General features: G+C 66.7%; 22 protein-coding genes. 17 read left to right on the top strand and 5 right to left on the bottom strand.

What is annotated here, in order from left to right; translation table 11 throughout:
* Positions 1 to 129 precede the first annotated feature (129 nt).
* From AC13GI_RS02740 to AC13GI_RS02730, 3 genes are all read left to right on the top strand, one after another.
* Positions 130 to 1,320 carry a methyl-accepting chemotaxis protein gene (locus AC13GI_RS02740; RefSeq protein ID WP_482995413.1) on the top strand — a complete coding sequence of 397 codons (1,191 nt, stop codon included), beginning with the start codon at positions 130 to 132 and terminating at the stop codon, positions 1,318 to 1,320.
* 98 nt (positions 1,321 to 1,418) lie between these two features.
* The gene (locus AC13GI_RS02735; RefSeq protein WP_099818416.1) at positions 1,419 to 1,634 is read left to right on the top strand and encodes a hypothetical protein; all 216 of its coding nucleotides are present in this window, start codon (positions 1,419 to 1,421) and stop codon (positions 1,632 to 1,634) included.
* A gap of 66 nt (positions 1,635 to 1,700) precedes the next feature.
* The gene (locus tag AC13GI_RS02730) at positions 1,701 to 2,228 is read left to right on the top strand and encodes a hypothetical protein (protein WP_482995412.1); all 528 of its coding nucleotides are present in this window, start codon (positions 1,701 to 1,703) and stop codon (positions 2,226 to 2,228) included.
* Between the two features lie 113 nt (positions 2,229 to 2,341).
* Here the strand turns inward: AC13GI_RS02730 and AC13GI_RS02725 are convergent, their stop codons facing one another.
* Positions 2,342 to 5,101 (bottom strand): bifunctional diguanylate cyclase/phosphodiesterase, encoded by a 2,760-nt coding sequence (locus AC13GI_RS02725; RefSeq protein ID WP_482995411.1) that lies wholly within the window; start codon positions 5,099 to 5,101, stop codon positions 2,342 to 2,344.
* Positions 5,102 to 5,245: 144 nt separating this feature from the next.
* Here AC13GI_RS02725 and AC13GI_RS02720 point away from each other — a divergent pair, with 144 nt between their 5' ends.
* Together AC13GI_RS02720 and AC13GI_RS02715 are read left to right on the top strand one after the other, a co-directional pair.
* Positions 5,246 to 7,348, top strand: coding sequence for a sensor histidine kinase (locus AC13GI_RS02720; protein WP_482995410.1), 2,103 nt, complete (start codon positions 5,246 to 5,248; stop codon positions 7,346 to 7,348).
* Between the two features lie 4 nt (positions 7,349 to 7,352).
* Positions 7,353 to 9,128, top strand: a complete 1,776-nt coding sequence (locus tag AC13GI_RS02715; RefSeq protein WP_099818411.1) for an EAL domain-containing protein — start codon at positions 7,353 to 7,355, stop codon at positions 9,126 to 9,128.
* A 41-nt stretch (positions 9,129 to 9,169) separates the two neighbouring features.
* Here AC13GI_RS02715 and AC13GI_RS02710 read toward each other — a convergent pair whose 3' ends face one another.
* The 4 genes from AC13GI_RS02710 to flgA all read right to left on the bottom strand — a co-directional run bounded on the left by AC13GI_RS02710 (position 9,170) and on the right by flgA (position 11,851).
* Positions 9,170 to 10,387 (bottom strand): ATP-binding protein, encoded by a 1,218-nt coding sequence (locus AC13GI_RS02710; RefSeq protein WP_099818410.1) that lies wholly within the window; start codon positions 10,385 to 10,387, stop codon positions 9,170 to 9,172.
* Positions 10,388 to 10,478: 91 nt separating this feature from the next.
* Entirely contained in the window at positions 10,479 to 10,817 is a 339-nt protein-coding gene (locus tag AC13GI_RS02705) for a flagella protein (RefSeq protein ID WP_025879114.1), read from the bottom strand.
* Entirely contained in the window at positions 10,814 to 11,119 is a 306-nt protein-coding gene (flgM, locus tag AC13GI_RS02700) for a flagellar biosynthesis anti-sigma factor FlgM (RefSeq protein WP_025879113.1), read from the bottom strand. The genes AC13GI_RS02705 and flgM overlap by 4 nt, the downstream gene beginning before the upstream one ends.
* A gap of 75 nt (positions 11,120 to 11,194) precedes the next feature.
* Positions 11,195 to 11,851: a flagellar basal body P-ring formation chaperone FlgA gene (gene flgA, locus AC13GI_RS02695; RefSeq protein ID WP_099818409.1), complete on the bottom strand. Its 657-nt coding sequence runs from the start codon at positions 11,849 to 11,851 to the stop codon at positions 11,195 to 11,197.
* Positions 11,852 to 11,982: 131 nt separating this feature from the next.
* Between flgA and AC13GI_RS02690 the strand changes: the two genes are divergently transcribed.
* From AC13GI_RS02690 to flgL, 12 genes are all read left to right on the top strand, one after another.
* Positions 11,983 to 12,927: a chemotaxis protein gene (locus AC13GI_RS02690; protein WP_025879111.1), complete on the top strand. Its 945-nt coding sequence runs from the start codon at positions 11,983 to 11,985 to the stop codon at positions 12,925 to 12,927.
* 150 nt (positions 12,928 to 13,077) lie between these two features.
* On the top strand, positions 13,078 to 13,473 hold the full coding sequence (flgB, locus tag AC13GI_RS02685) for a flagellar basal body rod protein FlgB (protein WP_025879110.1): 396 nt from the start codon (positions 13,078 to 13,080) through the stop codon (positions 13,471 to 13,473).
* A gap of 3 nt (positions 13,474 to 13,476) precedes the next feature.
* Positions 13,477 to 13,884, top strand: coding sequence for a flagellar basal body rod protein FlgC (flgC, locus tag AC13GI_RS02680; RefSeq protein ID WP_025879109.1), 408 nt, complete (start codon positions 13,477 to 13,479; stop codon positions 13,882 to 13,884).
* Positions 13,885 to 13,907: 23 nt separating this feature from the next.
* Entirely contained in the window at positions 13,908 to 14,591 is a 684-nt protein-coding gene (locus AC13GI_RS02675) for a flagellar hook assembly protein FlgD (RefSeq protein ID WP_025879108.1), read from the top strand.
* Positions 14,592 to 14,623: 32 nt separating this feature from the next.
* Positions 14,624 to 15,847 carry a flagellar hook protein FlgE gene (flgE, locus tag AC13GI_RS02670; RefSeq protein ID WP_032974827.1) on the top strand — a complete coding sequence of 408 codons (1,224 nt, stop codon included), beginning with the start codon at positions 14,624 to 14,626 and terminating at the stop codon, positions 15,845 to 15,847.
* Between the two features lie 32 nt (positions 15,848 to 15,879).
* Positions 15,880 to 16,629: a flagellar basal body rod protein FlgF gene (locus AC13GI_RS02665; protein WP_482995409.1), complete on the top strand. Its 750-nt coding sequence runs from the start codon at positions 15,880 to 15,882 to the stop codon at positions 16,627 to 16,629.
* A gap of 103 nt (positions 16,630 to 16,732) precedes the next feature.
* Positions 16,733 to 17,518: a flagellar basal-body rod protein FlgG gene (gene flgG, locus AC13GI_RS02660; RefSeq protein WP_025879105.1), complete on the top strand. Its 786-nt coding sequence runs from the start codon at positions 16,733 to 16,735 to the stop codon at positions 17,516 to 17,518.
* Between the two features lie 22 nt (positions 17,519 to 17,540).
* Positions 17,541 to 18,233, top strand: a complete 693-nt coding sequence (gene flgH, locus AC13GI_RS02655; protein ID WP_025879104.1) for a flagellar basal body L-ring protein FlgH — start codon at positions 17,541 to 17,543, stop codon at positions 18,231 to 18,233.
* A 2-nt stretch (positions 18,234 to 18,235) separates the two neighbouring features.
* On the top strand, positions 18,236 to 19,375 hold the full coding sequence (locus tag AC13GI_RS02650) for a flagellar basal body P-ring protein FlgI (RefSeq protein ID WP_380652586.1): 1,140 nt from the start codon (positions 18,236 to 18,238) through the stop codon (positions 19,373 to 19,375).
* A 1-nt stretch (position 19,376) separates the two neighbouring features.
* Positions 19,377 to 20,570: a flagellar assembly peptidoglycan hydrolase FlgJ gene (gene flgJ, locus AC13GI_RS02645; protein ID WP_482995408.1), complete on the top strand. Its 1,194-nt coding sequence runs from the start codon at positions 19,377 to 19,379 to the stop codon at positions 20,568 to 20,570.
* Positions 20,571 to 20,578: 8 nt separating this feature from the next.
* Entirely contained in the window at positions 20,579 to 22,459 is a 1,881-nt protein-coding gene (gene flgK / locus AC13GI_RS02640; protein WP_482995407.1) for a flagellar hook-associated protein FlgK, read from the top strand.
* Entirely contained in the window at positions 22,456 to 23,658 is a 1,203-nt protein-coding gene (gene flgL / locus AC13GI_RS02635; RefSeq protein WP_482995406.1) for a flagellar hook-associated protein FlgL, read from the top strand. Before flgK ends, flgL begins: the two co-directional genes overlap by 4 nt.
* The last annotated feature ends 263 nt before the right edge of the window (positions 23,659 to 23,921 follow it).

Below are 23,921 nucleotides of genomic sequence, written 5' to 3'. Positions count from 1 at the left end.
GGCTCTGACCCCAGACCGCCCGACCGCGCCGGAAAACCGGCGCATTCAGAATGCATTTCAAAGCACATCGACGTTAAAGAGAAAGGGGGTACGGCCGATACATCCTCCGTGCACCTCCCGAGAACGTCCATGTACTCACGCATTTTCATCCGTCTGGCCGCCCCCCTGGCTCTGACCCTGCTGCTCCCCTTCGCCATCGGTTTCGAATGGCCGGTCGCCCTGCGTTGGGCGATCCTGACCACGATGACGCTGAGCTGGCTCGGCTTTGCGTGGTGGACCGCCCGCGCCCAGGCGCACCGCTCCCCGGAACATGCCCGTGTCCTGCGTGAGCAGGACCAGCTGCTGACCGAGCTGCGCAACTTCGTCGGCAACGAGATCGACGGTTCGCGTGGCGAAGTGGAACGCGCCCGCGACCTGATCCGCCAGGCCGTCTCCAGCCTCGGCGGCAGCTTCGATGCGATGAACCGCAAGTCGCGCCAGCAGAGCCAGGCGCTGTCGCGCATCGTCGACCGCGCCGGTGACGAAGGCGGCGCCGGCCTCGACGTTGCCCGCTTCGCCCAGCACGCCAGCCACCGCATGGAACAGCTGGTGGAAGCGCTGGAACAGGTCAGCGGCCAGAGCAGCACCACCGTGCAGCACATCGACCAGATGGCGCAGCACCTGGACGGCATCTTCGCGCTGCTGGAAGACGTCAAGTCGATTGCCGACCAGACCAACCTGCTGGCCCTGAACGCCGCCATCGAAGCGGCGCGTGCCGGTGAAGCCGGTCGTGGCTTCGCGGTGGTGGCCGACGAAGTGCGTAACCTGTCCGAGCGCTCGACCACCTTCAACGAGCAGATCCGCAAGCTGGCGCACAGCTCCAAGGACGCCATCGCCAAGGTCCGCGAAACGGTTTCGCACATGGCCTCGCGCGATATGGACCGCTCCCGTGAAGCGCGCCAGGAAGCGGCGGCGATGCTGGACAACGTGGCGCAGATCAATGCGTCGCTGGGCGACAGCATGCGCGAAGTGTCCGACTGCGCCCGCTCGATTGATGGCAGCGTGGCCGAAGCCGTGCGCGCCCTGCAGTTCGAGGACATCGCCACCCAGGCGCTGGGCGGCGTGCATACCCACCTGGACCGCCTGACCGCGATCAACCGCGAAGCGGTGGCCCTGCAGGAACTGCTGCATCGCAATGGCGGCGTGTTCGACGAAGAAATCGCCTCTGCCCTGCAGCGCACCGGCAACCGCCTGCGCGAACTGCGCAGCGAATGGGAACGCCCGCCGCACAAGCCGGTTGCCCAGCAGAGCATGGCCGCCGGCGCGGTCGAGCTGTTCTGATCCTGATGTCCGCTGCCTCTCCCGGCAGCGTGCAAGGCCCCGGTTCCGCCGGGGCCTTTGCGTGTGACCCGCCTTTGGATGCATCCTGCAAGCGCACCATGACCCTGATCCGTGCCCTGCCCCCGATCAACGAGAACGAGCGTCCGCGCAATGCGGGCGTACGTGAGCAGCTGCGACAGCTGGAAGATGTGGCCCGGGAAGAAATGCAGGAGCTGCAGAAGCTGGCCGACGCGCGCCCTGCCCCGGTTGTAGCCGGCGACGACCTGCTGGGGTTGGCCTGGGACCTGGGGCTGGATGGGGATGCGCTGAAGTAGATCCACGCCATGCGTGGATGCGACTTCCCCGTGGCATGATGCGCCGGTCCCGTTCATGGAAGACCGATGGCCATCGCCTTGATTACCTTGCTGCTGGTCGAGGTCCTGCTGCTGGTGATGTGGGCGCCATTCTTCTTCCGTACCGGCATCGCCTTGTTCAACCAACGCATCGCCGCTACGCCGACCGAGCTGGCCCAGCTTTCGCTGGCCGGCTTGGAGCATGACCTGCCCACCGACACATGGTTGCGTCTGGTGTTCCATGCGCTGCCTGATGGCAGCATCGCCTTTCGCGAGAGCTTCGCACCCAGCTTCGGAGGTCGCTATTTTCCGCTGATGCGCGGTCGGGTGGTGATCGACGCGCGGCGCCGGGAGGTGCGGGTGGTCGGGCTGTGCAGCTGGTTCGCGCTGGGCCTGACGCTGATGCTGGTACCGATCATTCTGGCCCGGCCAGCGGCGTGGCCGATGCTGGTGGCCCTGCTGCTGTTCTATATGGGCTTTTACATCCAGCGGCGACGCTATGCAGGCGTGGTCGAAGCGGTGCGCGCACGGCTGCGGTCCGAATTCCCGCAGCGCTTGATTGTCGCGCCGCAGTAGATCCACGCCATGCGTGGATGAACGCTCGCGCAGGCATCAGCGCCGACCAAGGTCGGCACCCACCAAGACCTGTTCCACCGTGCGGGCACCCACCAAGGCAGGGTCGCGGCGCCTCAGCGAACCAGCACCACTTCGCTGGCGGCGTCGGTGCGGCCTGGCGCGAGGTGCTGCTGGCGCAGCCACTGCGCCAGGTCGCGCGGGCTGAGCGGGCGTGAGTACAGGTAGCCCTGGATCTCGTCGCAGCCCTGCCGGCGCAGCATGTCCTCTTCCTGGTGCGTTTCCACGCCCTCGGCCACCACCTTCATGCCCAGCGCGTGGCCCAGGTGCACGATCGCCTGGGTGACTTCGGCGGTACCGGAATCATGCAGCATGCCCTGCACGAAGCTGCGATCGATCTTCAGCCGGCCGACCGGGAAGCGGTTGAGGTAGTTGAGGTTGGAGAAGCCGGTACCGAAGTCATCGACCGCCAGCGGCACGCCATGCCGTTCAAGCACGTCGAAGCAGTGGCGCAGGATGTCGGTGTCACGGATCAGGGCAGACTCGGTCAGTTCCAGCTCCAGCCGCTGCGGTGGCCAGCCATGCGCGTGGCAGATTTCGATCACGCGTTCGGCGAAACCGCGATCACGCAACTGCACCGCCGACACGTTCACCGCAATGCGCTCGAAGTGCAGACCAGCACGGTCCCACGCTGCCGCTTGGCGACAGGCTTCGGACAGCACCCAGTCGCCGATGCGGACGATCTCGCCGCACTTTTCGGCAATCGGAATGAACTCGGCCGGGCTGCAGTAGCCGATGCCCGGACGATGCCAGCGCAGCAGCGCCTCGATCGCCGGCGGCTCGCCGTGGTGGGCGTGCAGCAGCGGCTGGTAGGCCAGGCTGAACTCGTCGCGCTCGATGGCGCCATGCAGGCCGTGCTCGATCTCCAGCCGCCGCTGGATCCGCGCCAGCGCGTCCTGGCTATAATACTGATAGGTATTGCGGCCGGCCTCCTTGGCCGCGTACATCGCCGCGTCGGCTGCGCGCAGCAGGGAATCGAAGTCGGTCTGGTTCTCGCCGAGCATGGCGATGCCCACGCTGGCACCCACCTTCAAGGTGGTGTCGCCACGGCGCAGCGGTTCGGCCAGCGAATTGATCAGCTTGCGGGCTACGTGCCCGGCATCTTCCGGCTCGGCCAGGTCGCGCAGCACCACGATGAACTCGTCGCCGCTGAAGCGGCCGAACAGGTCGTTGTTGCGCAGGTTCTGGTGCAGCCGGGTCGCGGCGGCCTTCAGCAGCGCATCGCCGGTGGCATGGCCGAAGCTGTCGTTGATGTTCTTGAAGCCGTCCAGGTCGATGAACAGCATGGCCAGCGAGGTGCCGCGATCGCGCGCCTCCTCGATGGCCTCGGAGGTCTGCTCGCCCAGCAGCACCCGGTTCGGCAGCCCGGTCAGCAGATCGTAGTGGGCGAGCAGCTCGATGCGTTCGTTGGCTTCGCGCTCGCGGGTGATGTCACGGAACAGGACCACGAAGCGCGGCGGCAGGCCATCGCGACGGTCCAGTTCGATCAGCACCTGTACCCATACGCGCAGGCCGGATTGGCGGTAGAAGCACAGATCCAGCTGTTCGGGCAGGCCGCCTCCAGCGATCCGCCCCAGCGCCGCCTCAAAGGCTGCACGCGAGTCCTCGGCATACAGCGCGAGCGCCTGGTCGAGGGTGATCGGCTCCTTGCGCAGGCCGTGGATGCGATAGCACTCCTCGGTCCATTGCATGTTGCGCGTGGCAACTTCGATCTCGCAGCCGCCGATCCGGCCCAGCGCGGATACGCGGTTGAGCAGTTCGGTGCGCCAGCGGATGAGCGCGTCGGTCTGGTGCTGCTCGGTGATGTTCTGCACCTGCCCCAGCAAGCGCTTGGGCTGGCCGTCCATGTCCAGCAGCGGTTGCATCCACAGCCGCAGATGCTGCGAGGGTTCGTTGCCGCGGGTCAGTTCCAGTTCGATGTTGGCAGCCCGGCCATCACGCCACAGCCGGCGCCAGGCAGCACGCAGTGCACCGCGTGAGCGCGGGTGCAGCTGCTTCAGCCAGCGTCGCTGCCCCGGAATGCTGCTGTGCTGCAGCGCCAGCAGCGAGCGCAGCTCCGGCGACCACCAGAAATGGCGGCTGTGCGGATCGAACGACCAGCTGCCCATGCTGGCGATGCGCTGGGCTTCGCGCAGATGCAGCTGCTGCTCCTGCAGCAGGGCTTCCAGCTGCTTCTGCTGTTCGATGTCGGTATGGGTGCCGACCATGCGCAGCGGCTGGCCATCGGCGGTACGCGCCACCACCCGGCCACGGTCCAGCACCCATCGCCACTGGCCATCGGCCTGGCGGAAACGGAACTGGGCGCTGTACTGCTCACTGACGCCCTGCAGATGTTCATCCAGCGCGGCACGCACCTGGGTGATGTCGTCGGCGTGCACGCGCGCCAGTATCTGGGTGGCGGTTTCCTCGCCCAGCGCAGGCGTGCGGGACACCCGATCGCTGGGGATGTCCCAGTCCCACAGGCTGTGGCCAGCGCTGTCCAGCGCCAGCTCCCAGCGACCACCGCCGTCGATCGGTACCGGCTCGGGCACGCTGAGGGTGAAGGCGAGCAGATTGCCGCTGCCGTCATGCACGGCGCGCAGGTGGCCATCGTAATGGCCGCGTGGGCCGCCCGGCAGCGTGCAGGCGACGATGCCACCGTCGGCGGCCAGCAGGCGCAGGTCCTCCAGCATCGGCGCGTAGGCGGCCACCGTGGCCGGCAGGCCGTGCTCGCGCGCGGCCGGATTGGCCGCGAGCGGGCGACCACTACGGTCGACGATGACCAGCGCCGAGGCGAGCGGATGCTGCAGCAGGCTGGCGATGATCCCTTGGTCCACGCGATCTTGCTCCGGATGAAACGCCCGACAGCGGGGCACGCAGTGGTTAACGGCGCCTGCGGCGGATAATTGAGTGGCCAGGGCACACCTGCGCGGTAAGATGACCGGCACCCCCTCATCCCTGCCCTCCTGCCTGCCCTGTCCATGCCCGTAGAACCGACCGGCACTGCCCCTGTTCCCGACCCGCGGATGGCGCAGGCGCTGGGTCGCGACCGTCGGCGCGTGGTGCTGAGCTACCTGGCAATGGCGCTGGCGTGGATGATCGCCAGCGACGGTGCGGTGACGGCCCTCGTGCCGGACCCGCAACAGGCAGCACTGTGGCAGAGCGTGAAGGGCGCATTCTTCGCCCTGGCCAGCGCGGGCCTGCTGTACCTGCTGCTGCGGCCGCTGGCCGAGCATGTGCTGCACACCCATGCCCGCCTGCAGGCCTCCGAGCTGCGCCTGCGGCAGATGTTCGAAGGCAACCCGGGCCCGATCCTGGTCTATGACCTGGACACGCTGGCCATCCTCGATGCCAATCCGGCCGCCTGCAGCACCTTCGGCTGGGACCGCGATTCGCTTCTGACGCAGACCATCGATGTGCTCTGGCCACCAGGCCAGGACCAGGCGTTGCAGACCAAGCTGGAGGAGATCCGCGAGGCACCCGAGCAGCTGTGCATCCTGCGCGCGCAGTTGCAGCTGCGCGACGGCAGCCTGCGGCAGATGGAACTGCGCTCGAACGCGATCGACTACGACGGGCACACTGCGCGCCTGCTGATCGCCATCGACCGCACCGCCGAAGACCTGGCCCAGCTGCGGCGCGACCAGGCACTGGCGCGGGTGGAAGAAGCCCACGAACTGGCCCGGATCGGCGCGTGGGAGCTGGACCCGTCCACCGGCCAGGGCCGCTACTCCAACCAGGTCTATCGCCTGCTCGGCCGTCGCCCGCCCGAAGCGCGACGCTGGCACCGTTTCGACGAACTGCTGGTGGCAGCCGACCCGGCCACCGCGGCACAGACCGAGCAGGTGCTGGCCGAGCTGTGCTCGGGTGAGCAGGTGCAGGTGGATGTGCTGCTGCCAGTCCTGGCAATGGATGGCCGCGCGCTGATGGTGCACCTGCGTGCCGCCAGCGGTGTGGATGAGGCCGGCCGTGACCGGATCCTGGGCACCCTGCAGGACGTAACCGAGCGCGAACAGTCGCGGCGCCTGCTGCGCGAACGCGAGGAGCAGTTCCGAGAGCTGGTGCGGGTACTGCCCGATGGCGTGGTGATCCTGTCCGACGAACATGTGCTGTATGCCAATGCATGGGCGGCCAGCCTGTTCGGCTACGGCAGCCACACGCTGCTGGGCGAACCGCTGTCGGCCCTGGTGGCAGGCGCCGATCTGGCCCGCACGCGCGCGCAGATGCGCGCCGGACAGCCCCAGCACAGCCCGGGCCACAGCAGTGTGGTGGCGATGCAGCGTGCCGATGGCCGCAGCTTCCAGGCGGGCCTTGCAGTGGGCGACGTGCGCTATGGCGGGCGCGACTGCAAGCTGCTGATCGTGCGCGACCTGAGCGAATCGGAACAGACCCGCAGTGCGCTGGAGACCAGCAACCGCGAGCTGCAGGCGATGGCCGGCCGCTTGTTCTCGCTGCAGGAGGACGAGCGGCGGGCAATCTCGCGCGACCTGCACGATGACATCGGCCAGGCGATCACCGCGATCAAGCTTTCGGCCTATGCGGCGCAGGACGAGGACGATGCGCAACGGCGCGGCGAGGACCTGGCGCAGATCGTCAGCCTGGCCGATACCACCGTCGCCAAGCTGCGCGACATCTCCACCCTGCTGCGGCCGCCGCAGCTGGATGCACTGGGCCTGGAGGCAGCATTGAGCTGGCAGGCGCGGGTGCTGTTCCGCTCGTCCAGCGTCGAGCTGCAGGCCGAGATCGAATCGCTGCCCACGCGCCCGGACAACAGCATCGAACAGGCCTGTTTCCGCATCGCTCAGGAAAGCCTGACCAACGTGCTGCGCCACGCGCGCGCCAGCCAGGTGGTGCTGCAGCTGCGCGATGTCGACCAGCGCGGGCTGCACCTGATGATCCGTGACGATGGCGAAGGGTTCGACCCGGATGGCCCGCGCGGCCTGGGCCTGATCGTGATGCGCGAGCGCGCGCAGAGCGTGGGCGGCCATGTGCGGATCGAGTCGGCGCATGGCGCCGGTACCCTCGTCGATGTCCACCTTCCTTACCAGGCCGCTGTTACGGCGGCCGTCGAGTCAGCGGAATACTGAGCCCATGTGGAACCCCAACCTGCCCCCGGTCAGCATCGATGATGCGCCTGATCGCCTCGGCGCCGGCAACCCCGAGCTGCAGGCGATGGTCGCCGAAGCCGCTTCCGGAGGCACCCCGCTGATGCTGATGCATGTGGACATCGACCACTTCGCCTCGGTCAACGAGAACATGAGCGCGGAGGTCGGTGATCAGGCCCTGGTGCTGGTCGCCCAGCGTCTGCAGTCCTATCTGCGCGGACGCGGCATGCTGTGGCGGCATGGCAGCGATGAGTTCCTGATTGCCGTACCGCGCACCGCCGATTTGCCGCTGGCCGAGGATTTCGCCGAAGAGATCCGCCAGCAGATGGAGCTGCCCCTCTCGGTACTGCCCTACACGCTGTTCATGACCGGCAAGCTGGGCGTGAGCCTGTGCCCGGAGCACGCCAGCAATGCCTCGCGCCTGCTCGACCATGCCGAGGACGCGCTGTACCAGGCCGCCCGCGAAGGTGGCAATGCGGTGCGCATCCATGCGGTGGACACGCCGCCGAGCGCGCACAGCGAGAGCATCATCGCGCGGCAGATCGTCGATGCCATTCCCAATGGCGAACTGAAGCTGCGCTACCAGCCGCTGGTCAGCGCCCGCGATGGCCACGTGGTGGGCATGGAGGCGCTGCTGCGCTGGCAGTCACCGACCTTGGGCATGCTGGTGCCGGAGCGCTTCATGCGTACCGCCGAGCGTCTGGGCATCATCGTGCAGATCGGCACCTGGGTGCTGGAAGGCGCGTTGAAGCAGGCCCGGCTGTGGCGCGACCAGGGCTTCGATGACTTCACCATCGCGGTGAATGTTTCCACCCTGCAGCTGCTGCGGCCGAACTTCTTTGCCGAGGTCATGGGCGTGATCCAGGCCTCTGGCGTGCCGGCGCAGATGCTGACGCTGGAGATCAACGAAAGCGCCCTGACCAACAACGTCAACTTCGTCCACGAAACACTGGCCAACCTGCGCAACGAAGGCATCAGCCTGAGCCTGGACAACTTCGGTACCGGTGATTCCAGCCTGAGTGCGCTGGTGCGCTACCCGGTGGACAAGCTGAAGATCGACCGCAGCTTCATCAAGAGCGCGCCTGCCGGCAATCGTGAAGCGGCGATCGCCCGCGCGATCATTGCGATGGGCCACCAGCTGGGCATGACGGTGATCGCCAACGGCGTGGAATCGCAGGCGCAGCTCGGCTTCCTGCGTCGCAATGACTGCGATGTGTTCCAGGGTTATCTGTTCGGCGAGCCGATGTCGGCCGATGCCGCGGGCATGACCCTGCGTCGCCGCTACCTGCGCCCGGAAGCATTCGCCGAAACCCGCCCTGACCGCACCCTGCTGCTGCTGGACGACGAGGAAAACGTGCTGCGCTCGCTGGTGCGCCTGTTCCGCCGCGATGGCTACCGCATCCTGGCCGCAGGCAACGTGCGCGATGCGTTCGATCTGCTGGCGATCAACGACGTGCAGGTGATCCTGTCCGACCAGCGCATGAGCGACATGAGCGGCACCGAGTTTTTGGGCCGGGTGAAGATGCTGTACCCGGACACGATCCGTCTGGTGTTGTCTGGCTATACCGATCTGAACACGGTGACCGATGCGATCAACCGTGGTGCGATCTACCGGTTCCTGACCAAGCCGTGGAACGACGACGAGCTGCGCAAGCACATCCACCAGGCGTTCCGCACCTACGAGGAACAGCGGCGCAGCAACGGTGGGCCGGTTGCCGCCGAGCCGGCCGACGGCGGCGAGGATCGTTCACCGCTGCGCTGATCCTGCACACGGATATTGCCGGCCGCTGGCCGGCACTACCGTTACCGCGGCTGCTTGATCGGCAATACCAGGCGGAAGCGCGAGCCGACGCCCGGGGTGCTGTCCAGGTCGATGCGGCCGTGGTGCTTGTTGATGATGCTGTAGGAGATCGACAGGCCCAGGCCGGTACCGCTGCCCACCGGCTTGGTGGTGAAGAACGGATCGAAGATGCGCTGGCGCAGTTCCGGCGAGATGCCACCGCCGGTGTCTTCAAATTCCACCCACACCGTGTCGCCGTCCACGCCGGTACGCACGGTGATCGTGCCGCGCTCGGCGATGGCGTGGCCGGCGTTGAGCAGCAGGTTCATGTAGACCTGGTTCAACTCCGACGGCAGGCATTCCACCAGCGGCAGCTGGCCGAACTCGCGTACCAGGTGCACCTTGTACTTGAGCTCGTTCCAGATGATGTTGATGGTCGATTCAAGGCCGGAATGCAGGTCGACCAGCTTCCACGACTCATCGCGGCCGGAATAGGAGAAGTCCTTCAGGTCGCGCACTATACGGGTGACCCGCTCGATGCCTTCGCGTGATTCGGCCATCAGCTGCGGCAGGTCGCGGCTGATGAAATCGATGTCCAGGCGGTCACGGATATCGTCGATTTCCGGAATCAACGCCTTCGGGTCCGGCGCCCGCAGGGCACGCTCGTAGGCTTCGATCACCGTGAACAGGCTGCGCAGGTATTCCTGCAGGCTGCCCAGGTTGGAATGCACGTAGCCGATCGGGTTGTTGATCTCATGCGCCACGCCGGCAGCCAGCTGGCCGATGGAGGCCATCTTCTCCGACTGCAGCAGCTTTTCCTGGGTGCCGTTCAAGCGCAGGTAGGCCTGGCGCAGTTCGGCATGGCGCTGCTGCAGTTCGCGTTCGTAGTCTTCCTGGCCTTCGATATGGCGGAACAAGGCCAGGTAGTGCCCCGAACCGGGCTCGCCATGGAAGTACAGATGAGCGATGACCACGCCCTCGCCCAGCGGCAGGCTGCCGTTCCAGTGACCGTGCTGGCGCGCATGTTCGAGGGCATCCGGCGGCAGCAGTTCACGCAGGCGCTGCGGCGGCGGCAAGGCGCCTTCGTCGCTGCCCAGCAGGCTCTGTGCGGCCGGGTTGGCCAAGGCCACCTGTCCATCTTCGGTGAACAGCAACAAACCTTCGCGCAGGCGCTCAAGCAGGGCCTGCAGCACCGGTTGCGGCGGAAGGGGGGCGGTAACCAGAACGTTGGCGGCGGACACGGCGACTCGAGGCGATCAAACAGGCGCCCAATATACGCGCTCGTGCGGCGGCCGACAGCCGCCATCGGGCAGTCAGCCGACCGCCGGCAGGTCAGGCGACGGCGAGCGGCCGGCGCGCAGTGACGGTATGCGACTGGCCCTTGGCATCGTATGCCGAGGACTCTTCGGTGCGGCCCATCTGGCGCAGTGCCCAGTTGACCTCGCGCCGACGCCGCGACAGCAGCACGCCGTTGGCACGGTTGCGCTCGGCCAGTTCCTGCAGCTGCTCGCCCTCGCCCACCGGTGGCGCGCCTTCCAGCGCACGCAGTGCTTCCAGCTTCGCACCGGTGGCACGGATCAGGGCGTGCACGTCGTGCTCGACCAGGGCCTGGCGTTCAACGTCCAGGGCCTGGGCAAGGCGCTGCAGCGGCTCGCTCATCGCCGCGGTCATCCTTGCAGCTGCTGGTCCAGTTCAAGCATGCGCGAAGCGATCGCGTCCGGATTGATCTTGTAGGTGCCGTTCTGCAGTGATTCGCGCACCGCTGCAACACGCTGGGCGTCGATCGCCGGGGCGGTGCTCAGCTCACGCTCGATGGCCTGCAGGTTGGTGGCTTCGCCGGTCAGGCGCAGGCTGTCAGCCGCCTCGACCGGACGTGCCGCCGAATCGGTGCTCACGCCGGGCTTGGCGGCCGGGGTGGTCACGCTGCGCAGTGCCTGGGGGACCTGCAGGTTGCCGTCGATTTTCTGGCTCATGGGGTGTCCTGGAGTTGCCGTACACAAGGGATAACGGCCGCAGGGCCGTGATCTTTAGGGGAATTCTGCATTATTTCAACGCGCCACGATTACGTCACCGGCCGCGTCCACCGTGCCCTGCACGATACGGCGCGAGGACAGGTTTTCCACCGAGACGCGCTCGTTCTGCCCGGCATCGCCCAGTGCGCGCCCGGCGATACGGACCTCGACCGAGCCACGCCGCGATACCAGTGCCACACTGTCTCCTCGCTTGATGAGACGCTGTGCCACCAGATCGTTGCTGGACAACAGGGTTCCCGCCGGCAACGGCCGACGGGCGATGCGGCCGATCGCTGCGGCAGGATCGGCCAGCACTGCGCCGGCAATCCGTGCCGCGTCACGCTGGGCAGTACTGATATCGGCGGCGGCGATGGATTCTCCAGTGCCAATGCCACGGGTCAGCACCAGTACGGTCTGGTTGCGGCGCACCTTCACCGGCACGAACAGGCGCCAGCCGCCGGCATCGGGGCAACTCACCTCCACCGTGGTGTTGGCCGTGGGCTGCACCTGCAATGCGCCGCCACATTTGGGAAGACGCAGCGCATCGGCGACGACCGCCTCACCTTCGGTACCTGCGGCCAGGGTCGACAGTGCCGCGGCGCGGATGCTGGCCACCGGCTGCCAGTCCGCTGCGGTTGCCCACGGCGCGGCCACGGCCAGTGCAATGGCAAGGAAAGAAGCAATGCGGCGCATGGCGCCTCCTGTCGGTAAGACCTGGCCCAGACGCGTGCAAGCTGCGTGCCACTGGCAAAGGGTGGACACCTTGCCGGCCCGCCTCTGCACTCGCCCTCAAGTTCCACCCTGCCCGCGCCGATACAGCAGCCATGTCCCATGACCTGCTCAACCGGATCGACCAGCGAACCCGACTGGCCGGCCACAATCGCCTGGCGCTGCTGCTGTTCCGCCTCGGCGGACGTCAGCTTTTTGGCGTCAACGTCTTCAAGGTGCAGGAAGTGCTGCGCCGCCCGGAGCTGTTCCAGGTGCCCGGCCTGCCCGGCCAGTTTGCCGGCGTGGCCGATGTACGCGGCCGCTCGGTGCCGGTACTGGACCTGGGCCTGGCCATCGGCCACCCCGAGCGCGAGCCGGATGCGGACACTGCACCTGGCTATCTGGTGGTGACCGAGTTCAACCGCTCGATCCAGGGCTTCCTGGTCAGCGGCGTGGAGCGCATCGTCAACATCGCGGTGGAAGACATCCACCCGCCGCCGGAACTGGGCGCCGAATCCAGCTACCTGACCGCAGTGACCCGCTTCCAGGGCGAGCTGATCCAGGTGATCGACGTGGAAAGCGTGCTGGCCGACATCGCCCAGGTGCGCGGTGAAGCGGTGCTCGACCCGGCCATGGCGATGCCCGCCGATGCCCCGCAGCTGCAGGTGCTGGTGGTGGATGATTCACGCGTGGCGCGGCAGCAGATCCGCAGCGTGCTGGACCAGCTGGGGGTGGGTGCGACCCTGCTCTCGGACGGCAAGCAGGCACTGGACCACCTGCTGCAGATCCATGCCTCGGGTGAAAACCCGGCCGAACGCTACGCCATGGTGATCTCGGACATCGAGATGCCGGCGATGGACGGCTATACGCTGACGACGGAAATCCGGCGGCACGCCGGCCTGTCCGGGCTGTACGTGCTGCTGCATACCTCGCTGTCGGGCGTATTCAACAATGCGATGGTCGAGCGCGTGGGTGCCAATGCCTTCGTCGCCAAGTATTCGCCGCACGAGCTGGCCGACTTCGTGCTGGACCGCCTGCGCAAGGTGGCGATGGCGGCGTAAGGCCGCCCGTGGGGTCGGACCCCGAATGGGCTCCGACCCCATACATCGCAATGCGTGACCCGCGGGGTCAGAGCCCCTGCGGGGATCTGACCCCGCGCCTTTGGCACACCACTTGCAGCTTCCCGGGCAACGTTCCCGTGGGAGTGCACCGTGCGCAACCTGATTACCGACTACCTGGGCGTCCATGCCCAGGCAATGCCGTTGCGCGAACAGCGCATGAAGCTGATCGCCAGCAATCTCGGCAATGCCGACACCCCCGGCTACAAGGCCCAGGACCTGGACTTCGATTCGGCCCTGCGCCATGCCCAAGGGCTGGATGCCAACGGCCTGATGACCACCACCAACGAGCAGCACTACGAAATCGGTAGTGGCCTCAATCCGTTCCAGGTGGCCCGCGAGGGCGTGCAGCCCAGCATCGACGGCAACACCGTCGACCCCGATGCCGAACGCGCCGCCTATGGCCGCGCTGCACTGGAATACCGCGCTTCGCTGAGCTTCGTCGAAAGCAAGGTGCGTTCCATGCTCACCGCGATCACGGGGCAATAAGCCATGAGCAACCTGCCGATCTTCGACATCGCCGGCTCCGCACTGCAGGCGCAGTCGGTGCGCATGAGCACCATCGCCTCCAACCTGTCCAACGCTGACAGCATCGCCGGCTCCGCCGACGCGGTGTACAAGCCGCTGGAACCGATCTTCCAGGCGGTCACCAGCAAGACCGATCCGAACATCACCTCGGTGCAGGTCAAGGAAATCACCCAGAGCAACGCGGCGCCGATCAAGCGCTACGAGCCGGGCCATCCGCTGGCCGACGGCGATGGCTACATCTACCAGCCCGACGTCGATCCGGTGGCGCAGATGGTCAACCTGATCTCCACCTCGCGCAATTACCAGGCCGGCGTGGAGATGTTGACCACCGCCAAGGAACTGGCCCTGGCCACCCTGACCATGGGCCGCTGAGGCCCGCTGCACCGGACACTGCCATGACCACTGCCGTCAACAACCAGAGCAACCAGGACGTCTACGCCGCCCTCGGCCTGAACGCCCCCAACAGCAACGCCACCAAGAAGAAGAACACGCTGGACCAGGCCGATTTCCTGCGCCTGATGACCGAACAGCTGCAGCACCAGGATCCGCTGAAGCCGATGGACAACACGCAGATGGTCTCGCAGATGGCGCAGATGTCGACCGTGCAGGGCATCACCGATCTGAACAAGTCGGTGAAGGGCTTCCAGGAGTCGATGGCCAGCGACCAGGTGCTGCGTGGCGCCGCGCTGGTCGGCCACCAGGTGCTGGTGCCGTCGGAAAAGCTGGTGCTGGAAAAGGAAGGTTCGGTGGAAGGCACGGTTGCCGCACCGGCCGCCGGCATCGTCACCGTGGACGTCACCGATGCCAACGGCGCCAAGGTCACCTCGATCAGCGTGGAAGCCAAGGCTGCCGGCGAGACCGCGTTCACCTGGGATGGCAAGGATGCCAACGGCAAGCGCATGGAGCCGGGCAAGTACAACATCGTCGCCAACCACGTCGACACCACCGGCAAGAGCACCAAGCTGTCCACCTTCGTGCAGGCGCCGGTGGAAAGCGTGACCGTCGGTTCCGACGGCCTCTACCTGAATCTCAAGGGCCTGGGCACGGCCCCTCTCGACTACGTGCTCCGCGTCAGCTGAGCCGCACCCACCGCATCCAACAGGAGCATCCCATGGGCTTCAACATTTCCCTGTCCGGCATCAACGCTGCCAACTCGGACCTGAGCGTCACCGCCAACAACGTCGCCAACGTCAACACCACCGGCTTCAAGCAATCGCGTGCGGAATTCGCCGACCTGTTCGCCGCCACCAGCTACGGCCTGTCCAAGAACGCGATCGGTTCGGGCGTGCGCGTCTCCAACGTGGCCCAGCAGTTCATCCAGGGCAACAACGAGCAGACCGGCCGCAGTCTGGACATGGCCATTTCCGGTGAGGGCTTCTTCACCATGAACATGAACGGTGCACGCGTCTACTCGCGCGCCGGCAACTTCCAGACCGACGCCGCCGGCTACGTGGTCAACCCGCAGGGCGCACGCCTGCAGGTGTTCGCACCGAACGCCGACGGCACCAACTTCGACGCCGGCCGCCTGGTCGACCTGCAGCTGCTGACCACCGACAGCCCGCCCAAGCAGACCAGCGAAGTCAAGGTTGGTTTCACCCTGCCGGGCAATGCCAAGCAGCCGACGGTGACCACCTTCGACCCGACCAATTCCAACAGCTACAGCCACTCCAGCGGCGGCATCACCGTGTATGACTCGCTGGGCGTCAGCCATACCCAGGTGTCCTACTTCGTGAAGGAAGCGGCCACCAACGCCTGGACGGTGCACAACTACGTCGATGGCCAGCCGGCCGGCACGCCGACCCCGCTGACCTTCGACAACGCCGGCAAGCTGACCGCACCGGCCAACGGCAAGATCAGCCTGGGCACCTTCACCCCGACCACCGGCGCTGGCGTGCTGAACATGACGCTGGATGTGAGCGGCTCGACCCAGTACGGCGAGAAGTTCGCCCTGCGCAACACCCAGCAGGATGGCTACGCGGCCGGCAAGCTCAACGAGATCACCGTGTCGGAAACCGGCGTGGTGTTCGCCCGCTATTCCAACGGCGACGACAAGCCGCTGGGCCAGGTGGCGCTGACCAGCTTCAACAATCCGCAGGGCCTGGAGCAGAAGGGCAACAACCTGTGGGTGGAGACCTTCGATTCGGGCACGCCGCGCACCGGCGCCGCCGACACCTCCAACCTCGGCAAGATCCAGGCCGGTTCGCTGGAATCCTCCACCGTCGACCTGACCGAACAGCTGGTCAACATGATCACCGCGCAGCGTAATTTCCAGGCCAACGCGCAGATGATCACGACCCAGGACCAGATCACCCAGACCGTCATCAACATCCGTTGATGACCTGCTGACCCTGTCACGGAACTCCCCGCATGGATAAAGCCCTTTACGTGGCGATGACCGGTGCCCGCGCCTCCCTGCAGGCGCAGGGAACGCTCAGCCACAACCTCGCCAACTCGGACACCCCCGGCTTCAAGGAAGCGCTGGCCAACACCGAAGCCTTCCCGATCCGTGGCCCGGGCTTTGCCTCGCGGGTGGATGCGCTGCACGTCGATGCGGGCTTCAACCGCACCGCCGGCGCGCAGCACATCACCGGCAAGCCGCTGGACCTGTCATTGCAGACCGGCACCTGGCTGGCCGTGCAGTCCACCGATGGCAGCGAGGCCTACACCCGTGGCGCCGCGCTGACGGTGACCCCGAACGGCCAGCTGGTGACCTCCAGCGGCCGTCCGGTACTGGATGACAACAACAACCCGATCGCGATTCCGCCCTACCAGGCGATGGAGATCGGCAACGACGGCACGATCTCGATCATCCCGCAGGGCGAAGGCCCGCAGACGATGGCGATGATCGGCCGGATCAAGGTCGTGCAGGCGCCGGATGAGCGCCTCGAACGCGGCCTGGATGGCCTGTTCCGCAATACCGATCCGCTGCAGCCGTTCGCCCAGGCGCAGGGCACGGCGGTGCACAGCGGCCAGCTGGAAGGCAGCAACGTCGATGCCGCCGGCGCGCTGGTACAGATGATCCAGCTGCAGCGCCAGTACGAAATGCAGGTGCAGGTGATCAAGCACGGCGATGACAACGCGCGCAGCGCTAACAGCCTGTTGCGCCTGGGCAGCTGACGGAATTCCGGCACCGGCCTGAGCCGGTGCTGGCACGCCGCTTGCACTCCCTACCCCATGGGCCGCATCGCGCGGCCGGCTTCACCCAGACAGGACTCCGAAGATGAACCAGGCATTGTGGATCGCGAAAACCGGACTGGATGCGCAGCAGATGCGCATGTCGGTGGTTTCCAACAACCTCGCCAACACCAACACCACCGGCTTCAAGCAGGACCGCGCCAGCTTCGAGGACCTGTTGTACCAGCAGGTGCGCCAGCCCGGCGGTTCCTCTTCGGCACAGACCCAGCTGCCCACCGGCCTGCAGATCGGCACCGGCGTGCGCGTGGTGGCCACCGCCAAGAACTTCGAGCAGGGCAGCCAGCAGCAGACCGGTCGCGCGCTTGACGTGATGGTCAACGGCCGCGGCTTCTTCGAAGTGCAGATGCCCGACGGCAGCTCGGCCTACACCCGCGACGGCTCGTTCAAGATCAACCAGGACAGCGAGCTGGTCACCAACAGCGGCTACCCGGTGCAGCCGGGCATCCAGATTCCCGAAGGCGCGCAGTCGGTGACCATCGGTACCGACGGCACCATCAGCGTGAAGATGGCTGACGGTGCGGCATCGGTGGAAGTCGGTGCGCTGACCCTCACCGACTTCGTCAATCCGGCGGGCCTGCAGGCACGCGGTGAAAACCTGTTCCTGGAAACCACGGCCTCCGGCCCGGCACAGAACGGCAACCCCGGCCTGAACGGCCTCGGCACCGTGGTGCAGGGTGCGCTGGAAGGCAGCAACGTCAACGTGGTGGAAGAGCTGGTGTCGATGATCGAAACCCAGCGCGCCTACGAGATGAACGCCAAGGCGATCTCGACCACCGACTCGATGCTCGGCTACCTCAGCAACAAGCTCTGACCGCCCTCACCGGGAAACTGCCATGTCGCCCCTTTCTTCCTTCGCCCGTACTGCCCTCGCCTGCGCCGTGGCTGCCCTGCTCGGTGGCTGCGTGATCGCTGGCGACGTGCGCCCCTATCCGACGATGGCGCCGCTGCAGCCGATCATGCCGCCGCAGGCCGAACCGACCGCCGGCGCGATCTACGCCGCCGGCCCGACGCTGCAGCTATATTCGGACCGCCGTGCGCGCGATGTCGGCGACCTGCTGACCATCACCCTGCTGGAAAACACCACCGCGCAGACCAGTGCCAACACCGCCACCAACAAGGAATCGAACCTGAGCCTCGGCACGCCGTCGATTCTCGGTGCACCGGTCACCCTGGGCGGCAAGGACATCCTGAGTGCGACGGCCAAGGGCGCGCGCGACTTCACCGGCAAGGGCAACAGCGCGCAGAGCAACCGCCTGCAGGGCAACGTGACCGTGACCGTGGTGCAGCGCCTGCCCAACGGCAATCTGGTGGTGCAGGGGCAGAAGAACCTGCGGCTGAACCAGGGTGATGAGCTGGTGCAGGTACAGGGCATCGTGCGCCCCGGCGACATCAGCGCGGACAACACCGTGCCCTCCAGCCGCGTGGCTGAAGCGCGCATCGTCTATGGCGGCCGCGGCCCTGTCGCGCAGTCCAATGCGATGGGTTGGCTGAGCCGCTTCTTCAACTCCGGCCTGACGCCGTTCTGAGTATGGCCATGAAGATTTCATTCCGATATTTCCTGCAGCGACGCATGGCGTCGCTCTACTGCTTGGTCCTGCTGCTGATGGTGATGGCCCCGGCCAGCGCCGAGCGCATCAAGGACCTGGCCCAGGTGGGCGGCGTGCGTGGCAATGCGCTGGTGGGCTACGGCCTGGTGGTCGGCCTGGATGGCAGCGGTGACCGCACCAGCCAGGCGCCCTTTACCGTGCAGAGCCTGAAGAACCTGCTGGGCGAGCTCGGCGTCAACGTGCCGGCCAACGTCAACCCGCAGCTGAAGAACGTGGCGGCGGTGGCGATTCATGCCGAGCTGCCGCCGTTCGCCAAGCCCGGCCAGCCGATCGACATCACGGTGTCTTCGATCGGCAACGCCGTGTCGCTGCGCGGTGGCTCGCTGCTGATGGCGCCGTTGCGCGGTGCCGATGGCCAGGTCTATGCGATTGCGCAGGGCAACCTGATCGTCGGCGGCTTCGGCGCGCAGGGCAAGGACGGTTCGCGCGTGTCGGTGAACGTGCCCAGCGTCGGCCGCATTCCCAACGGTGCGACCGTTGAGCGCGCCCTGCCCGATGTGTTCGGTGCCAGCGGCGAGATCACCCTGAACCTGCACAACAGCGACTTCACCACCATATCGCGGATGGTGGGTGCACTGAACAATGCCTTTGGCGAGGGTTCGGCCCGCGCCGTGGACGGTGGCACGGTGGCCGTGCGTGCGCCGACCGATGCCGGTGCGCGCATCGGCCTGTTGGCACGCATCGAAAACCTGGAACTGACCCCGGGCGCTGCGCCGGCCAAGGTGGTGGTCAACTCGCGTACCGGCACCGTGGTCATCGGCCAGCAGGTCCGGGTCGGCCCGGCCGCGATCTCGCACGGTTCGCTGACGGTGACCATCCAGGAAAACACCAACGTCAGCCAGCCCAACGCCTTCGCCGGTGGCCAGACCGTGGCCACGCCGCAGTCGACCATCACTGCCACCAACGATGGCAGCCGCATGTTCAAGTTCAATGGCGGCACCACCCTGGACGAGATCGTGCATGCGGTGAATGCCGTTGGCGCGGCACCAGGCGACCTGATCGCGATCCTGGAAGCACTGAAGCAGGCCGGCGCCCTGAGCGCCGAGCTCGAGGTGATCTGACATGCGCATCACTCCCGCATTCGAACTGAGCCCAGCCCAGCAGAACGACCCGGCCAAGATCGACAAGGTCGCGCGCCAGCTTGAAGGCCAGTTCGCGCAGATGCTGGTCAAGAGCATGCGTGATGCCAGCTTTGGCGATTCGCTGTTCCCGGGTGAAAACAAGATGTTCCGGGAGATGTACGACCAGAAGATCGCCGAGGCGATGACCCGCGGCAAGGGGCTGGGCCTGTCGAGCATGATCACCCGCCAGTTGTCCGGTGCGCAGGCCGATGGCCCGGCGCTGGATACCCGCGTGGATCCGGCCAAGGCCAGCCGCGCCTACCAGCTCAATGCGCCGGCGGCGCCGTCGCTGCCGCTGCAGGATGCCGGCCAGGCCGTGCGCATGCTGCAGCAGATGGCGGCCGGTGTGCAGGAGGGCGCGCAGTCTTCGGTCGCACCGATGGAGCAGGCGCTGGACCTGATTGCAGGCCGGGAAAGCAGCGGCATGCACCGTTCGCTGGGCACCGACGATCCCTATGCCGGCACCATCGGTAGTGCCGATTGGGCCGCTGCCAGCGACCAGTGGGCGCCGACCGCCAGCAACCGCGGCAGCAGCGGCACTCCGGCCGATGCGCTGGCCACCCGCACCGCCGTCGCCCAGCTGGGCGCGCACACACCCGAAGGCTTCGTCGCCAGTATCTGGCAGCACGCGCAGAGCGCGGCCAAGGAACTGGGCGTGGACGCCCGCGCCCTGGTGGCGCAGGCAGCGCTGGAAACCGGCTGGGGCAAGCGCCAGATCAAGCATGCCGACGGCAGCACCTCGCACAACCTGTTCGGCATCAAGGCCACCGGCTGGAAGGGCCAGAGCGCCACCGCCGGTACCCATGAGTACGTCGATGGCGTGCGCCGCAATGAGACCGCCAGCTTCCGCGCCTACACCTCGCCCGCGGAGAGCTTTGCCGACTACGTGCGCCTGCTGAAGACCAGCCCGCGCTACCAGCAGGCACTGCAGGCCGGCACCGATGTGCAGGGCTTCGCGCGCGGCCTGCAACGTGCCGGCTACGCCACCGACCCGCGCTACGCGGCCAAGATCGCCGCGATCGCCGGCGGCCCGACCATCGAGCGCGCCGTGGCCGCCGTGGCCGACGCCGGCTCACGCATCGGTCAGACCTTCGCCAGCACCGCAACCGCGGCGCTGGGTATCACTCGTCGTTGAGGAACCCCATGTCCAGCGTACTTTCCACCGGTACCAGTGCCCTGCTCGCCTTCCAGCGTGCGTTGGCCACCACCAGCCACAACGTGGCCAACCTCAACACGCCCGGCTACAGCCGGCAGAAGGTCGACTTCGCCACCGCCACCCCGCAGAACTATGGCTACGGTGATGTTGGCAACGGCACCCGCATCGTCGACATCCGCCGCGCGGCCGACCAGCTGGCGATCTCGCGCCTGCTCGACAGCAGCGGTGAGCTGGCGCGCCTGAAGCAGCTTTCGGGCATGGCCGACCGGGTCAATGCCCTGTTCTCCGACGCGGCCACCAACGTGGCCGGAGTCTGGTCGAACTTCTTCGACACCGTCAGCGGCCTGTCCTCCAACGCGGCCGGCACCGCCGACCGGCAGAACATGCTGGATGGTGGCAAGGCGCTGGCCAACCGCTTCAGCCAGCTCAACACCCATCTGAACAACCTCAATGGCGAGGTCAACAACGGGTTGATGGCCGGTGCCACCGAGGTCAACCGGCTGGCGTCGGAGATCGCGCAGATCAACGGTGCCATCGGAACCAACATCGCCAACGCCGCGCCCGACCTGCTCGATCGCCGCGATCAGCTGATCTCGCAGCTGGTGGGCTACACCGGCGGCACCGCGGTGGTCCAGGACGGCGGCATCATGAACGTCTACACCGCCGGCGGCCAGGCGCTGGTGGTAGGCACCACGGCATCGAAGGTCACCACAGTGGCCGACCCGTACCAGCCCGAGCGCCTGCAGCTGGCGCTGCAGACCCAGGGCGGCACCATCACTCTGGACCCGAAGGCCGTGGGCGGCCAGATCGGCGGCCTGCTCGAGTTCCGCGACACCGTGCTGACCCCGGCCCAGGCCGAACTGGGCAAGCTGGCCGTCGGCCTGGCCGAGACGTTCAACAGCACCCATCGTCAGGGCGTCGACCTGTACGGCCAGATGGGTGGCGACTTCTTCAATATCGGCACGCCGCGTGTCACCGGTAATGCCGGCAACACCGGCACCGGCGCGATCACCGCCAGCTACGGCGATCTCGGCAAACTGGAAGCGCAGAACATCGTGCTGAAGTTCGATGGCAGCAACTGGGCTGCCAGCCGCGCCGACACCGGCGCCAGCGTGCCGCTGACCGGCACCGGTACTGCCGCTGACCCGTTGGTCATCAACGGCGTGAAGCTGGTGGTCGGCGGTACCCCGGCAGCCAACGACCGCTTCCTGCTGCAGCCGACAGCCGGCGTGGCCGGCAGCCTGGAGATGGCGATCACCGATCCCTCGCGCATTGCCGCGGCGGCCGCGATCAAGGGTGCGGCAGCACTGGCCAACACCGGTACCGGCAAGCTGAGCGGCGTGACCGTGACCGACTCAGCCAACGCCAACCTGCGCAACCCGGCTGCAATCGTGTTCACCTCTGCCACCACCTACACCATCGATGGTGGCCCGCCGCAGACCTACACGCCCGGCCAGACCATCAGCGCCAACGGCTGGAGCTTCGTGCTCGATGGCGTGCCTAAGAATGGCGACACCTTCAACATCACCCCGACCCCGGCCGGCTCGTCGGACAACAGCAACGCGACCAAGCTGTCCAAGGTGGAATCGGCCAAGGCGTTCAACGCCGGCACGGTGACACTGGGCGGCGCATTGGGCGGGCTGACCACCCAGGTCGGCGCGGCGGCGCGTTCGGCGGAATACTCACTGGGGGCGCAGCAGGTGATCGCCGACCAGGCGCAGGCCGCACGTGACGAAGTCTCCGGTGTCAACCTCGATGAGGAAGCGGCCGACATGCTGCGCCTGCAGCAGGCCTACCAGGCCGCCTCGCAGCTGATTTCCACTGCCGACTCCATGTTCCAGACCATCCTGGGAGCCGTGCGCCGATGAGCAACCGCATTTCCACCGGAATGATGTACAGCCAGTCGGTCGCGCTGATGATGGCCAAGCAGGCCAAGCTCAGCCATCTGGAACAGCAGATCGCCACCGGCAGCAAGATCGTCAGCGCCAAGGACGATCCGGTCGCCGCAGGTGCCGCGGTTGGCCTGGACCGCAGCCTGGCCGCACTGGAGCGCATGAAGCTCAACGGCAACAACGTGCAGAACCGCCTGGGTGTGCAGGAAAACACCCTCGCCCAGGTCAACGACCTGATGGCACGCGTCAACGATCTGACCATCCAGGCCAGCAATCCCGCCTTGAGTGCGCCTGACAAGAAGACCCTGATCACCGAGTTGAACCAGATCCGCGAGGGCTTGCTGTCGCTGGCCAACAGCAGCGATGGCACCGGCCGCTACGTGTTCGGTGGTACCAACGACAGCGATCCGCCGTTCGCCAAGATTGACGGCAAAGTTGTCTATCGCGGCGACCAGACCCAGCGCCAGGTGGAAGTCGGCCCGGACACCTACGTGCGCGATGCCCTGCCCGGCAGCGAGATCTTCCTGCGCATTCCCACCGGCGATGGCTTCGTTGATGGCAGCGCAGCGGCAGGCAACACCGGCAACGGCGTGCTGACCAACATCACCCGCGATGGCAGCGACAGCTGGAACGGGCAGTCGTTCAGTGTGCGCTTCACTGCCGCCGACCAGTACGAAGTGCTCGACGGTGCCGGCAACGTGACCAGCACCGGCACCTACAAGGCCGGCAGCGAACTGGAGATCAACGGCGTTCGCCTGCAGATCGCGGGCGCGCCAGCGACAGGTGACAGCTTCAACGTGCAGGCGGCCAGCAGTCGCGACATCTTCGGCACCATGGACAAGCTGATCGCCGCGCTGGATGCCGATACCGGTACGCCGGCGAAGATGGCCGCGCAGCAGAACGAACTGCAGAGCGCATTGCGTGATGTCGGCCGTGCTGCGGAACGGATGATCGATTCGCGTGCTGCCGGCGGTGCGCAGCTGAAGGCGCTGGACAATGCGGCGGAAATGCGTGAGGCCAATGGCGTGACGCTGAAGACCACGCTGTCGCAGATGCGCGACCTGGACTACGCCGACGCGTTGAGCCAGTACCAGCTGGAAAGCACCGCATTGCAGGCGGCACAGACACTGTTCTCGCAGATGCAGTCGATGTCGCTGTTCAACAAGATCCGCTGATTCCACGCGCCCGCGTTGGAGCCCAAGGCCGCGATGCCCTGCATCGCGGCCTTTTTCGTTTCCGCGGTCATGTACCGCTGCGCTCGCCGGGCACCGCCCGGCGCCACCCAAAGGTTGGCCCTGGTAGCGCCGGGCCATGCCCGGCGGATGTGCCGAGATCGCCCATCAAGCCCAGCCGCCCCGCGCCGATACCTTCATCAGCGTGGGGCGGGCATGACTGGCCGCCCCTTCCAGGGTTCACCCCGCCCCTTCCGGGCCGGCGG

The sequence above is a fragment of the Stenotrophomonas sp. 82F1 genome (assembly GCF_056861525.1).
Note: the sequence above shows the minus strand (reverse complement) of the source record. Positions and strands in the feature narration are given on the sequence as shown.